Origin of the sequence: Siminovitchia acidinfaciens, assembly GCF_003605385.1 — a bacterium.
Taxonomy (GTDB): domain Bacteria; phylum Bacillota; class Bacilli; order Bacillales; family Bacillaceae_C; genus Siminovitchia; species Siminovitchia acidinfaciens.
Genome location: NZ_QYTV02000010.1, coordinates 41168 through 54532, shown reverse-complemented (window position 1 = coordinate 54532; position 13365 = coordinate 41168). Strand labels below are relative to the sequence as shown.

Below are 13365 nucleotides of genomic sequence, written 5' to 3'. Positions count from 1 at the left end.
CCATTACGATTTGGACAAGTCTTTCACCCAGACACTCATATCCTCAAACTTTCCGAAGATATCGCAGTTTTTGATTAACCTTCCTGTATATGTGTAACCAAGCTGATGGAATGAAGCATTCATCCCGAAAGAAAGAGACCTTGCTAATGAGTAGGCACAGAAGATATGTTTGTTGAACAATTCTATTTCCAATTCAGTGATTAACAGTTTCATAAAACCGTGCTTGCGAAATTGAGGCAAAGTGGCACAATCTGTTATTTCAGCGTTGCTGTATTCGTAATTAATTTCTGCAGAGGCAGCACTAATGATTGCATCATCCTTTTTGATGATGTAAAAAATAGTTCCTTCATCCATTACCTCTTCAATGTAGTCCTTCTGGTTCATGGGAGTGGGATAGCTCTCGAATACACTGCCATATAGTTCAGCCAATTGTGCGGCGTCTTCGGTTTTCCCTAAATGCATTTCAAAGGCATCGTCAAGTTCTTTTGCTGCAGTAGATAAAGGAAGCTTCAAAACATCGTTCAGGATAGTGTCCTCTTTAATCCACTCTTCGCTCGTCCGGCGCTCGATGTCATAGTAGAGGGACATGCAGTATGCGTCATCCCCTCTGTAATATTGCTTTATGATTGCTTCAATGATGTATCCCCGCGATAAAAGCAGCTCCACATCGTTCCTTTTAGCTTTTACAATGGCTTTTGTCATGCCGTGTTCTTTAGCCATTTCGTTGATACGGGTCATCATGGAAGCTGGATTTCCCAAATATTCGTCCACTCGCAGGCGCTTATTTGGCGGATCGATGCAAATGGTCATATGGAAGTCCTTTTCTCTTATTGCTTCATAGGTGGCGAGCATTGTATTTCCCCCTTGATGTTATTGATACTTTTCGATCAAATGTGTATTGCATGGGAATGCGCTTACAAATTTCCTTTTTATTTAAAGTGCCGGGAACCTCCGGCACTTTGGTTTAAGCTGTTTTAACTGATTTCACACCAATCAATGATGGTGGCTGTAATGACTTTTGCTGCTTCAAATATCTTTTCAATCTCGATGGACTCATTTGGGAAATGGGCGAGACTTGTTATGCCGGGGCCAAAAACGATCCCTGGTGTATCCCCGACCTGCGCCAGCAGGCCACCGTCTGTGCCCCATGGCGCCGCTTCGATGATCGGATCTTCATTTAGCACATCTTTAAAATTGCTGATCAGCGAATTCATCAGCGGATGGTCCGTCTCAATTTCGCCTGGAACCCATCTTGCCCCGAACCACTCGACCTCAACGGGATGATCTTTGAACCAGTCATCTTTTTCCGCCAGTTTTTCAAGCCATTTTTCCATTTCCGCCTGCACATCTTCCATTTTTTCGTTCGGGGCAATTCCAATCCGCCCCTCCAATTGAACGATATCCGGAACGGAAGAAGGCCAGTCACCGCCTTTTATACTTCCGATGTTAATGGGCACCGGAATAGGGACTTTCTCATACAGCGGATCCGTAATCCGGTCATTGCGCAGCTTTTCCAACTCTTTTACGTGTTCGGTGACGATGAATGTTTTATCAATCGCACTGACGCCGTGATATCTTGTCCCGCCATGGGCCGTTCTGCCTGTAACGAAGAGGCGGAACCATTTGGACCCTTGCTGCTTCGGAAAAATTTTCATGTTCGTCGGCTCGGGAATGAGGGCGGCGTCCGCTTTATAGCCTTTCAATATTGCATCCAGCGTTCCCGCACCGCCGCTTTCTTCTTCCACAACACTTTGGAAAATAACGTCGCCTTTTAAGCGGATATTAAGTGATTTGAGGGCATCGAGTGCGATCAAAAGAGAGGCGTTGCCGCCTTTCATGTCTGTGACTCCGCGGCCATACATGATGCCGTCTTCGATTTTCCCGCTGTACGGATCGTCATCCCATTGATCGTGATCACCTTCAGGAACCACATCGACATGTCCATTTAAAATAATCGATTTACCTCCGCCGGTCCCTTTTAAGACGCCAATCACATTGGGGCTGTTTTCAAATGTTTCCCGATTTGAAAAGAAGTAGGGATGCTTTTGTAATCTTTCCCCGTCTAAGTCCCATACATCGACTTCCAGGCCGAGTTTGTTTAAAAAGCGCGCGACATTTTCCTGGACTTCTTTTTCATGTCCTTGCGTGCTTGCAAGTTGAACTAACTTCTGTAAAAAATCGATATGTCCTTGTCTGTTTTCATCAATCCATTGATTGACCTGTTCTTTGAGTGTCATAGTTTGCCCTCCTTAAATGGATATGTAGACGCGGCATGAAGCCGCTTCACTTTATAATGTCATATTTTCATAGATAACAGTTATTCCCATACCGCCGGCCATACACATGGTGACCATGCCATACTTCGTTTTAGAGCGAATCATTTCATGAATAAGAGTGACGCTTAATTTGGCGCCCGTTGCTCCAACAGGGTGTCCAAGAGCAATGGCTCCGCCGTTGACATTTACCCGGCTTTCGTCCAGCCCCAATTCTTTTATGACGGCAATCGCCTGGGCTGCAAAAGCTTCATTCAATTCGACTAACCCAATATCATCCAGGGTTAGTCCCGCTTTTTCCAAAGCTTTTTTGGTTGCCGGAACCGGACCGATCCCCATGACTGAATGGTTCACACCTGCACTTGCATAAGCTTTTACTTTCACAAGCGGCTGCAATCCTTCCTGCTCCGCACGTTTTGCTGACATCATCAGAAGAGCGGCGGCCCCGTCATTCATAGGGCAGGCGTTGCCTGCTGTTACTAGACCATCCTTTTTAAAAACCGGCTTTAACGAAGATAATTTCTCTTTTTCAATAGACTCTCTGACGCTTTCATCTGCAGAAAAATATTGGATGCCATCCCTTGTTTGAAGTTCAACGGGAATAATTTCATCTGAAAACTTATTTTCACGGATTGCTTTGGCAGCCTTTACGTGACTGTTAAAAGCAAATTCATCCTGCTCTTCACGGGAGATTTGGTACTTTTCAGCGAGCCGCTCGGCCGTAACTCCCATATGTTCATTGCCAAGCGAGCAAACAAGGCCGTCAGCCATGAGTGCATCTTCCATTGTAATATTTCCAAACTTTGAACCCCAACGATTTTTGACAAAGTATGGCACGTTGCTCATACTTTCAGTTCCGCCAGCTACAATTACTTCATTTTGCCCTGTTTGAATGGAAGCTGTGGCATTCGTGATGGCTTTCAGGCTTGATCCGCAGGCTTTGATGACGACATATGCCGGCGTCTCTTCAGAGAAGCCTGCTTTCTGGGAAGCGATTCTAGCGGAGTTCAAGCCGCCGCCGTGCACATATCCATGCCCGAAAATCACTTCTTCCACGTTATTTTTAGGGAAGTTTGTTTTTTTCATCAGTTGCTCGAGAACTTGTTTGCCCAGTTCTGCGGCCTCAACTGTTTTTAAAGACTTTCCAAAAGTGCCGACCGCTGTTCTGACACCTGCTACGATTACTGCATCCTGCATAGTTCATCCTCCGTTATTTCCAAAGTAGGCACTGTGAGAGTCCTGCTATTTTACATAGTCGGGCACGTGAAGCGGTGCACCCGTGGCTTTGATCACTTCATCGACTGAGTATGGTTCTTTCACTTCGATTAATTGCAATCCTTCATTAGTGATTTCAATAACTGCCATGTCCGTAATGATCAAATTGACGCATTTCTCTGCTGTAAGTGGGAGCGAACATTCGCGTACAATTTTCGAATTGCCGTATTTGTCTGTGTGGTTCATCAGTACAATCACTTTTTTGGCTTTCTGCGCCAAATCAACTGCACCACCCATTCCTGAAACAATTTTTCCAGGAACAATCCAGTTGGCCAAATCGCCTTTTTCACTGACTTCAAATGCACCCAGTATTGTAACGTCAAGCAATCCACGGCGAATGATGCCAAAAGCCATTGTGCTGTCAAAATAAGAGGCCCCTGGCACGACAGTCATTGGAATCCCGCCGGCATTGCAAAGATTGGCGTCTTCCTCGCCTGTTAACGGAGCAGGCCCCGTACCCAGAACACCGTTTTCAGCATGGAACATGACGTTTATGTTTGGAGGAATATAATTGGCAACCAGAGTAGGTATGCCGATTCCAAGATTTACGACCATTCCGTCTTTGATTTCTTCCGCAGCCCTTTTCGCGATGGCTTCACGAACATTTACTCCCATGCCCATGTCCAATTCACTCCTTCGCTTTTTACTACAATGTCCACAAACGCACCAGGTGTGACAATTTCCTCTGGATCGAGTTCGCCGACCGGTACAATTTCATCCGCTTCCGCAATGGTGATGGTTCCCGCCATGGCCACTAACGGATTTGTATTCCTTGCACTTTTATCAAAAATTAAATTCCCAAACTCATCGGCTTTTTTGGCATAAACGATGGATACATCTGCTGTGAGGGGCTTTTCTATCAGGAAAGTCTTTCCATCAACAACGACTTTTTCCTTGCCCTCGGCTATGAGGCCATCCACTCCGATGTCAGTTAAAATACCGCCCAATCCAACGCCGCCCGCACGGATTCTCTCAACCAGCGTTCCTTGGGGAGAAAACTCAATATCCAATTTATTCTCATGCATGAATCTGCCGGCATTAGGGTTGGACCCAATATGCGATGCCACAAGCTTCGCTGCTCTTCCTTCCGTAACGAGCTGGCCGATGCCTATATGTGGAAACCCTGCATCATTGCAAATCAATGTTAATTCGCCGATGCCATTATCCAAGATGGCTTTAATTAAAGTAGGCGGATTCCCGATTCCTCCAAACCCGCCGACCATCAGAGAGGAACCGCTTTTTATATTTTTCACTGCTTCCTGGACGGACCGTACCTTTGTCATCGTCAACGCTCCTTTGTGTCTATATTTTTCGGATTTCAGTTTTTTGGCAACACTTTTGCTGTTCTTGAAAGCTATCCTGTGAAAATACTGTCTGCTTTTCCAAAATACTGTCCGCATTTCAAAAATACTGTCTGCTTTCCAGAAATACTGTCCACATTTCAGAAATACTATTGCCTTACCGAAAATACTCTCCGCTTTTCAAAAACATCCAACATTTTTCCTGGTTTATGGGCCTGCACTCAACTTTTAGACAGTTCACCCAAAAGCTCCCGCTCAACTTTCCCAAGAGCCATTGCAAACCTTCTAACCAGTTCATCGACTTCTTCTTTCGTTATTGTAAGAGGGGGTGACAGGATGACTGCGTCTCCGGTTAATCCTTCTGCACCTGCGTTTGCCGGATAGACGAGAAGGCCTTCATCAAAGTTCAATTGGACGATTTTATTAACGACATCCAATTCGCGCGCAAATGACTTTTTCGTCAATTTGTCTTTTACAAACTCGATGCCGACAAAAAGGCCTTTTCCGCGGACATCGCCAATGATTTCACTTGTTCTGGCAAGCTCATTGATTTTTTCTTTTAAATAAGCACCCATACGGGCGGAGTTTTCAACAAGGTTATTTTTCTCGATATAATTCAATACTGCCAGCGATGTGGCGGCAGATTGCGGGTTGGCGCTGAATGTGTGGCCGCTCATAATGATTTTTGATCCGTTTAAAATCGGCTCCATCACTTTTTCGCTTACAATGGTTGCGGCCATCGGCGTGTAGCCGGCGCTCATGCCTTTACCAGTCGCCATAATGTCAGGTATCACGTTGAAATGTTCCATGCCGAACATTTTTCCGGTTCTCCCCATTCCGGTCATGACTTCATCAGCTATGAATAAAACGTCATACTCATCGCAGACAGCCTTCATTTTCTGGAAGTATTGGTCTGAAGGGATAAGCGCTCCACCTGCTGCTCCGATCATTGGCTCTGCGATAAATGCGGCAACATTATCTTTACCGGCTCGTAATATCGCTTTCTCCAACTCTTGTGCATAAAAATCGTCGCATTCCTCTATCGTTTTATGAGCGGCGTCACGGTAATAGTAAGGAGCTGAAACGGATGGATACTTTTCTAGCATCGGTTCAAAGAGCTGCCTGCGGGTGATATGACCCGACATGGACAGGGCGCCCATAGTGATACCGTGGTAGCTCATCCATCTGGAAATGATTTTATTTTTTGTTTTCATTCCTTTTTCCTGCCAGTATTGAATGGCTACTTTCATCGCAGTTTCTGTAGCTTCGGAACCACTGTTCACAAAAAAAGACCAGTTTAAATCTCCAGGGGATATTTCACTGATTTTTTTCGCCAGTTTTTCAGCCGCTTCCGTGGAAAATTGAGACCTGTAAACGAAAGACACTTTTTTGGATTGTTCGGCCATCGCATCAATAATTTCTTGTACACCATGTCCAATACTGGCTGTTACGGCACCTGAAGAACCATCAATATATTGTTTTCCTTGTTCGTCATATAAATAAATGCCTTTTCCGTGCGTAATTAACGGGTATTCATGATCTAGGACAGGTTTGATTAAATTTGTTTGATTCATAGGTATCCACCTCAATTATTATCTGAAATTCACATTTAATCACCATGATGGAAAGCGTTTACTGTGCTATCCTCATGCGATCAATGGTAATATGTGTATAATAAAATTATAGCTAAGGTCAAAGAGTCATTCTATTCGACCAAATTGTAAAAAAAAACAGTGTTCATTGTACGCCGTGTATAATCTTTGAAAATAGGGGATGGTTACAATAGCAATCAGTATTCAAAAGGCGCTCCAGTTGCCTGTTATGAAAAAAACAAGGTTGGCAGCGGGGCACAAAGGGATCGAAAACAATATTAAGTGGGTAACCATCGTGGAAGTATTGGAAGATATCGAGCGATTACAGCCGGGGGAGTTTTTAATTACAACCGGATTCGGATTAATGGAAAACGAGGAACAGATGGAGGTATTTCACAATTTACTTAAATCAAGGCTATTATCCGGAATCGCTATATACACGGGCTTTTATATGAAAGAAGTTCCGGCCAGTTTCATAGAATTAGCCAATGAAAATGACTTGCCATTAATCGAAATACCAACAGATATCAATTTTTCTGAGATCACGAAAGCTTTGCTGGAACAAATCGTGAACAACCAGATGCATTTGCTGGAGCAGGCGGAAAATATTCACCGTGAACTAACGAATCTAATTTTAAATGATCAAAGCCTTACGGATGTCACGGAGCGGCTGGGGCAGCTTACAGGTGCCAACATTGCCATCTATAATGAGTTTTACGACGTGATATACGAAAGTGGTGATTTGAAGCTCGTTCAAACGAAATTCCATACCGATAAAGACTTCGACATTTCTAAACATCTGATAGACAGTTTAAATAAGGAGACCAAAGTCAATTTTACAGTTGAAGATCTTATTTCAACCGTCTATCCAATCATTGCCAAGCAGTCTTGCTACGGCTGGATTGTCATGACAAAAATGGTGTCCGATTGGCAGGAACTTGATGACATTGCGATTGAGCAGGCAGCACCTATCTATGCCATGGAGTTTTTGAAAAAACAGGCAATAGAAGAAACGCAGCTGCGGATTCAAAGCAATTTTCTCGAGGATATTTTTAACAGAAATTATATAAACGAGAGGGTCATTATTGACCATGGGTTGAAGCTTGATTATGATCTGACATTAGATCAGTCAGTTTTCCATCTGGCTTTTAAAAACAGTAAAGATGCCGACGTCAATGTGATTGATCGGCTGTACCATATAACCGGCCAGATCCTTGGTCAAACAAAAAAGCAGCATCTGATCCAGACAAAATTAAATTCCATCATTTTTTTGACCAACGTAGTAGGGGAGAGCAAAGAGGAAGAATATAAATATTGCATGAACCTTGCAAAAGAATTATTGAAAAGTTGGACGTACTATTTTCCTAGAATCGAGTTGATCATCGGAATTGGACAATGTTACAAGAAGGTGGATGAACTTGGAAAAAGTGCACGGGAGGCGCAGCATGCTGTAAAATTGAGCGGGCTGATCGGTAAAAATGTGACTATCGTCCATTACGAAGATTTGGGAATGTACGATTTGCTGTTGGAAATGGAGCGTTCTGGTATTGATTTGAGATCAATTTATGAGAAGCATATAAGCGGTTTGATCGGCGATCACGATAAAGAAATCGATTTGATCGAAACGCTGGACAGTTATTTTAAAAATAACCAAAGCATCCAAAAAGCTGCGGAAGAATTGTATATTCACCGTCACACGTTAAGATATAGGTTGAACCAGATTGAAGTCCGGACAGGGCTGGACATAAAATCCACAGAGGATTTGCTAAAGCTGCAGCTGGGTATCATGGCGTATAAATTAGTGAATGTATTGAAAAAAGAGCCGTAATGGCTCTTTTTCAAGGGCGTGGCGTTTTCACTTTTCAGACCTTAAGGTGCCTGTCGCTCCCCGAAATTTGTCAAACTTATTTGGAAATATCCTCACCAAAATATTTTTCGCTGATTTCACCATATTTTCCATTCTCTTTAAGGGTTTGCAAAGCTTTATTTACGTCTTCCAACAGCTTTTCGTCTTCTTTTCTAATGGCAATTCCCATTTTATCCAGGTAGATTGGCTCATCAATCTGCTTGATCTTCAAGTTGTTTTCATTGACTGCATACATTCCGACGAGTTGGTCAGTGATTACAGCATCCAAACGTCCTTTTACTAAAAGATCCTGCAACGCCGTTACGTCACTGTCATATGTTTTTACATCGTCTGTATACTCTTTGGCATTTTCTTCAAACGTACTGGACACAACAACGCCGATTGTTTTGCCTTTCAAGTCATCAACAGTTTTAATAGAGTCATTGTCTTCACTTATGAATACTTGCGCGCCTGATTCATAATAAGGGTCAGTAAAATTAACTTCCTTCAATCTTTCATCCGTAATTGCCATACTTCCGATGATGGCATCGAATTTTTCAGCTTGCAATGCAGCGATGATCGTTTGCCATGGATTTGTTACCGGCTTCGGATTCATACCAAGCTCCTCAGCAATCGCAGTACCAATTTCCACATCAAATCCGACAAGCTTATTATTGTTCTGATAGTTGAACGGCGGATACAGTCCGCTTGATGCAAAGACAAAATCTTCTTTTTTCTCCTCACTGGCTGCGGGTTCGCTGTTTTTTGACCCGCATGCTGCTAAAAGACTCATTAAAATTAAAACCGCCAACATTAAATAAATTGACTTTTTCAAAATAATTACCCCCTGTTTTTATAAAACTTTTCCCAAAAACTGTCTAGCTTTCTCGCTCTTTGGATTTGTAAAAAACTGCTCAGGTGTGCTTTCTTCTGCGATAACTCCGTTATCCAGAAATACAACCCGATCGGCCACCTCTCGTGCAAAGCCCATTTCATGTGTCACTACCACCATCGTCATGCCTTCTTGAGCAAGTTCCTTCATAACATTCAATACTTCGCCAACCAATTCGGGATCCAGCGCAGACGTCGGTTCGTCAAACAACAAGACCCTTGGATTCATAGCTAATGATCGGGCAATCGCCACCCTCTGCTTCTGTCCTCCGGACAGTTTCTCTGGATAAACGTGCGCCTTGTCAGCCAATCCCACTTTTTTCAAAAGCTCCATCCCTTGTTGGCTAGCTTTCTCCTTGTCCATTTTTCGGACAATAAGGGGCGCCTCGATGATGTTTTCAATCACCGTTTTATGGGGAAACAGATTGAAATGCTGAAATACCATTCCGATATCTTCTCTAACCTTGTTAAGCTTTATACTTGCTGGATCGACCTTCGTTTCTTCAAACCAAATTTCACCGTCGTCTTTTACTTCCAGATAGTTCAGGCAGCGGAGCAACGTGCTTTTTCCTGACCCGCTCGCTCCAAGAATGACGACAACTTCCTGACTTTTAACCTCCAAATCTATTCCTTTTAATACATGTAAGTCCTTGAAGTATTTGTGCAGATTTTTAACTTTGATCATCTTTATACTCTCCCTGTGTCTAGGCGTTTTTCAATTTTGTTCGTAATGAGCGTGAAAATAACAATCAAGACTAAGTAATAAATTCCTGCAATCGTGTAAAACTCCAGCTGTCTGAAGGTGGCGGCTGCCTGACTCATAGAAAGGTTGAAGATTTCAGTAATACCGATGAAGGCGACAAGTGAAGAATCTTTCAAACCGATAATGAATTGATTGCCGAGCGCAGGAATGGAACGCTTGAAGGCCTGAGGAAAAATTATCCTTCTCATTGCCTGCTTTTTCGTCATACCCAGCGATTCGGCTGCTTCCATTTGCCCTTTGTCAATCGATTGGATGGCGCCCCTGAAGATTTCAGCAATATAGGCCCCGCTATGGATTGCGAGCGCAATTGCCCCGGCCCAAAATGCGGATAAAACAACGATTTGCGTTATTCCAAAATACAGCCACATAATTTGAACAATGAGCGGAGTTCCACGAATGACCCCTATATAAAGATTCGCAATCCAAGAAAGGACCTTCTTATTCGACAGTTTCATCAATGCAACAAACAATCCTATAATGCTGGCAATGACCAACGATACGATTGTGATTTGCAATGTCACTAAAGCAGCCTGCATAAAGCCATTAAAAGTCGAAACTAAACTATCCGTAAATTGTCCCATAAGTACATACACCCTTTTTAGTTTGCTATGGCTTTTCACGAGATGGAAGTAAGCCTTTACAATTGATTCTTCTAGATTTTGCTTGAAATATATTTATATATTAACAGTAGACTGACAGCGATTTCATTATCCAATTCATCATAATGTTGAAAGGATTTTTATACATGTTGTATAAATCCGAAAGATAAGCGGAGGGTATATTCTAAGAATGAGTATTTCGGGAAACCGAAGAGTATTTGAAAAAGGTGACTAGTATTTTCGAAAATTTACTATCCTGAAACCGAAAAATATAAAAAAACAACTGCCAAAAAAGCTCAAGAAGCAGATGGAAAAGGGAACTTTTTTCCATCTGCTCTTGTACTCAGTGGCCTAACATTTTAAAAACTAACTTTTTCGAAAGGGTAGTTACTCATTCGTTAATCAATCCGTTGTATGGTCATTAGATAGTGGCGGCATTTATATGAAGTTAATATAAAAAATAAATTAATATACTCGTCACAACACCAACTAATGTACTTAGCAAAATACAGTAACCCATAATGTCGCGGATATGAAGTCCAACGACTGATAGGATCGGCAGTGCCCAGAATGGCTGGATCAAGTTGGTCCAGCCGTCTCCCCAAGCAACCGCCATTGCAGTTTTTGCCGGATCGACGCCGAGCTCGATGGCTGCCGGGATCTGTAAAGGACCTTGCAATGCCCACTGTCCACCTCCGGATGGAGCAAAAATATTAACGAAGCCGGCTACCCAATATGTGAAGACGTTGAATGTTTCAGGAGTTGCAACCGAAATCATACCATCAATGATTAACTGGCCAAGTCCCGAATTGGACAATATTGCAATAATCCCTGCGTAAAAAGGAAATTGCAGGACAATAGGAGAAATTGACTTGGATACATCCACGAAAGCCTTTGCATATTGGCCTAAAGAGCGATGTAGCAGAAGCCCTAACGATAAGAAGAATATATTAATAATATCCAAATCTAAATCTCGGCCGCCCTTAAAGGATATAACTGTGTAAATGATTCCAACTGCTCCGATTAGCACACCTAAAACAGGAGTATATTCCAATTTCAGGGCAGGAGTGAGGGGACCTCTTTCAGAAACATTAATTTTCTGCGGTTCTTCTGGCTCTTCTTTTGGTCCGTAATTAATGATGTCTTTCTTTGGGGCCATCAGAATAATAAAAATGGACATGGTAGCAACCAAAGAAAGGAAAATGATAATCGTTGCTGGGTCAAATAATGTCTCAGAAGTTGGAATAACCCCCATAACTTCTTCCAAAAAATGCCCTTCAGTCGCAATGGTTAATCCTATGGAACTCGATATTCCGCCAGGAAAAAGTACTGTTGCCGAGTACGCACTGGCTACCAAAAGGGGAAAATGGGCATGTTCATTGCGCTTTCCAATTTCCCGTGCAATGATTGCTCCAACAACTACAGCCAACCCCCAGTTTATGTAATAGGCAGTAGCGGAAACTAGAAAAGTAATTAAATAGGCTTTCCACGGTTTGTTCGCTAATTTTGCCAGGCCGGCCAGACCTCGATTAATGAAAGGTACGGATGCGAGAGTCATTCCGGTCATTAATAAAAGGACCATTTGCATTGTAAAAGCTAAATAAGTCCAAAATCCGTCGCCCCATGCTGAAAAAATCATCCCAGTTTGATTTGGATTCATCGCTAAAGCTATAGCAAAGACAACCAATGTCATTAATACAGCTATTACAAATGCATCTGGGAGATATCGTTGGACAACTTTTGTAAAACGATCTGCTATTTGAGCTAACACACTTTATCCTCCTTCAATTTAATTTAAATTACATACTACAATACAGTTACAGGATTAGGAATTATCTGAAAGTATGAAATGGATGAGGATTTTTATACATGCAGTATAAAGTGAATTGAATTAGTGGGAGAGAGCAGATCTTAGGATATTAAAGCCATTGGCATTTTTTCGGCTAAAAGGGTTTTCGGAGCTTTTGAATAGTCAGAAATAAAGGCCGCCCCTGCTAATCTAGCGGGCAGCCCTCTACTTTATATTATTGATTGACTTCTGCAATAATTCCTTCCTCGTCATCAAGGACAAGCTTTATTCCAGCGAACGGATCTGTGTCCAACACTTCGTCCAGCCATAAACGCAACGCTTCAATGATATGGATCGTTTGTAGTCTATGCGGTAGTCCGTTAATATAGGCTTCTGCCGAAAAGCCATTGTCATCGTCATACAATAGTTCAACTTCGACTTCTTCGGGCTGGACATATTTTTTTCTAGCTTGATCAATGCAGATAGCATTAATGATGTCTTGCTCGGAAATGATTATCTGCCCCACGGTCCCGTATCCTCGCTTCTTTTCTGCCTTGTTAAAGCAGTGAATACTTTACGAATCACGACAAACAACACGTAGATAGCAATAAGGTTAATCATTAATCCCAATAAGGACCCTAGCGCACCCATGTTTGCGAAAAGACTTCCGAAAAGCAATCCGGCTAATCCGCCGAACATTAGACCTTTCATCAAGCCTCCGGAAAAGAGTCCGCCTTTCGGGTTCATCTGCTGTTTGGTCGAATTTGTTTTTGGAGCTTCCTGTTTTTGTTTTTGTTGGAAATTCGACTGGTTATTATTCATGTTGAAACCTTTTTTGCCAGATTTATAGCCTTTGGCTTCAACTGTTGTGGCATGGTCTTGAAAAATAAAGCTTCCGACTGGAGACAATAGAAGTGTTGCAGTAAGCAATGCTGTAATTATTTTTTTCATTTTAATCCTCCGTTAATTTTGTGTACCATTATAATTATAACTTAATTTTTATTTTTTCTTAATAAAAATGGCTTGGCATTAAACG

Annotated in this window: 13 protein-coding genes; 1 reads left to right on the top strand and 12 read right to left on the bottom strand. The window is 42.4% G+C overall.

Translation table 11 applies throughout. The features are described from left to right. Nucleotides 1–3: 3 nt before the first annotated feature. The 6 genes from ablB to D4T97_RS17195 all read right to left on the bottom strand — a co-directional run bounded on the left by ablB (nt 4) and on the right by D4T97_RS17195 (nt 6423). Complete coding sequence (gene ablB / locus D4T97_RS17220) at nt 4–852, bottom strand: putative beta-lysine N-acetyltransferase (protein ID WP_126052013.1); 849 nt, start codon at nt 850–852, stop codon at nt 4–6. A gap of 122 nt (nt 853–974) precedes the next feature. Further along, nucleotides 975–2237: a peptidase gene (locus tag D4T97_RS17215; RefSeq protein ID WP_126052012.1), complete on the bottom strand. Its 1263-nt coding sequence runs from the start codon at nt 2235–2237 to the stop codon at nt 975–977. 51 nt (nt 2238–2288) lie between these two features. After that, nucleotides 2289–3470 carry a thiolase family protein gene (locus D4T97_RS17210; RefSeq protein ID WP_126052011.1) on the bottom strand — a complete coding sequence of 394 codons (1182 nt, stop codon included), beginning with the start codon at nt 3468–3470 and terminating at the stop codon, nt 2289–2291. 45 nt (nt 3471–3515) lie between these two features. Further along, nucleotides 3516–4169, bottom strand: a complete 654-nt coding sequence (locus D4T97_RS17205; protein WP_126052010.1) for a 3-oxoacid CoA-transferase subunit B — start codon at nt 4167–4169, stop codon at nt 3516–3518. Then, complete coding sequence (locus D4T97_RS17200) at nt 4154–4831, bottom strand: CoA transferase subunit A (RefSeq protein ID WP_126052009.1); 678 nt, start codon at nt 4829–4831, stop codon at nt 4154–4156. The genes D4T97_RS17205 and D4T97_RS17200 overlap by 16 nt, the downstream gene beginning before the upstream one ends. 239 nt (nt 4832–5070) lie before the next feature. Next, nucleotides 5071–6423, bottom strand: coding sequence for an aspartate aminotransferase family protein (locus tag D4T97_RS17195; protein ID WP_126052008.1), 1353 nt, complete (start codon nt 6421–6423; stop codon nt 5071–5073). 199 nt (nt 6424–6622) lie between these two features. Between D4T97_RS17195 and D4T97_RS17190 the strand changes: the two genes are divergently transcribed. Then, on the top strand, nt 6623–8269 hold the full coding sequence (locus D4T97_RS17190; RefSeq protein ID WP_126052007.1) for a PucR family transcriptional regulator: 1647 nt from the start codon (nt 6623–6625) through the stop codon (nt 8267–8269). A gap of 76 nt (nt 8270–8345) precedes the next feature. Here D4T97_RS17190 and D4T97_RS17185 read toward each other — a convergent pair whose 3' ends face one another. The 6 genes from D4T97_RS17185 to D4T97_RS17160 form a co-directional block, all read right to left on the bottom strand. Further along, on the bottom strand, nt 8346–9122 hold the full coding sequence (locus D4T97_RS17185; protein WP_126052006.1) for a transporter substrate-binding domain-containing protein: 777 nt from the start codon (nt 9120–9122) through the stop codon (nt 8346–8348). 18 nt (nt 9123–9140) lie between these two features. After that, nucleotides 9141–9863, bottom strand: coding sequence for an amino acid ABC transporter ATP-binding protein (locus D4T97_RS17180; RefSeq protein WP_126052005.1), 723 nt, complete (start codon nt 9861–9863; stop codon nt 9141–9143). 2 nt (nt 9864–9865) lie between these two features. Beyond that, nucleotides 9866–10522, bottom strand: coding sequence for an amino acid ABC transporter permease (locus D4T97_RS17175; RefSeq protein ID WP_126052004.1), 657 nt, complete (start codon nt 10520–10522; stop codon nt 9866–9868). A 466-nt stretch (nt 10523–10988) separates the two neighbouring features. After that, entirely contained in the window at nt 10989–12311 is a 1323-nt protein-coding gene (locus D4T97_RS17170) for a short-chain fatty acid transporter (RefSeq protein WP_126052003.1), read from the bottom strand. Nucleotides 12312–12564: 253 nt separating this feature from the next. Beyond that, the gene (locus D4T97_RS17165) at nt 12565–12855 is read right to left on the bottom strand and encodes a DUF2653 family protein (RefSeq protein ID WP_126052002.1); all 291 of its coding nucleotides are present in this window, start codon (nt 12853–12855) and stop codon (nt 12565–12567) included. After that, entirely contained in the window at nt 12843–13280 is a 438-nt protein-coding gene (locus D4T97_RS17160) for a hypothetical protein (RefSeq protein ID WP_126052001.1), read from the bottom strand. Before D4T97_RS17160 ends, D4T97_RS17165 begins: the two co-directional genes overlap by 13 nt. Between the last annotated feature and the right edge of the window lie 85 nt (nt 13281–13365).